Below are 849 nucleotides of genomic sequence, written 5' to 3' on the forward strand. Positions count from 1 at the left end.
TCGATCATCCGTTGTTGAGTGCGGTGACGGAGGTCGCCGGTGGTGGGTCGGTGGTCTTCAGTGGCCGCTTGTCTCCTGCGGTGCAGCCGTGGCTGGCTGATCATGCGGTGAACGGGACGGTGTTGTTGCCGGGGACCGGTTTGCTGGAGCTGGTGTTGCGGGCCGGGGGTGAGGTGGGCTGGCCGCTGGTGCGGGAGCTGACGTTGCAGGCTCCGCTGGTGCTGCCGGTCGAGGGCGGGGTGCAGGTCCAGGTCGTCGTCGGCGCGCAGGAGGAGTCCGGCGGCAGGGCGGTCTCGATCCACTCGCGTCCGGAAGATGACCCCATGGCGCCGTGGACGGGGCATGCCGAGGGTCTGCTGGGTGCGGAGCCGCTGCCGGTGGCGGGGTTTGAGCTGGCGCAGTGGCCGCCGGTGGATGCGGTGGCGGTGGAGGTGGGCGATGCCTACGAGGTGTTGCTGGGCATGGGGTATGAGTACGGGCCGGTCTTCCAGGGGCTGAGGGCGCTGTGGCGGCGGGGTGAGGAGGTGTTCGCCGAGGTCGCGTTGCCCGAGCAGGCGCATGGGGACGCGGCGCGGTTCGGGGTGCATCCGGCCCTGTTGGACGCGGTGTTGCACGCGCCGTTGGTGGTCGGTGACGGGCAGACGGTGTTGCCGTTCTCCTGGGCGGGGGTGTGCCTGTATTCGGCCGGGGCGACCGAGGTACGGGCACGGATCGCGCGGGTGCGGGAGAACACGGTCGCTTTGACGATCGCCGACTCCACCGGTGCGCCGGTGGTGTCGATCGAGGCGTTGGCCGCTCGTCCGATATCAGCGGACCAGCTCACCACCGCCCACCGCACCGACTCACTGC

Annotated in this window: 1 protein-coding gene; it reads left to right on the plus strand. The window is 70.4% G+C overall.

The features are described from left to right. Positions 1–23 precede the first annotated feature (23 nt). A partial coding sequence (locus tag ACTOQ3_RS43590) for a polyketide synthase dehydratase domain-containing protein (protein WP_440089947.1) occupies positions 24–849 on the plus strand: 826 nt, incomplete at its 3' end.

It is taken from the genome of Streptosporangium sp. LJ11, assembly GCF_051918945.1.
Taxonomy (GTDB): domain Bacteria; phylum Actinomycetota; class Actinomycetes; order Streptosporangiales; family Streptosporangiaceae; genus Streptosporangium.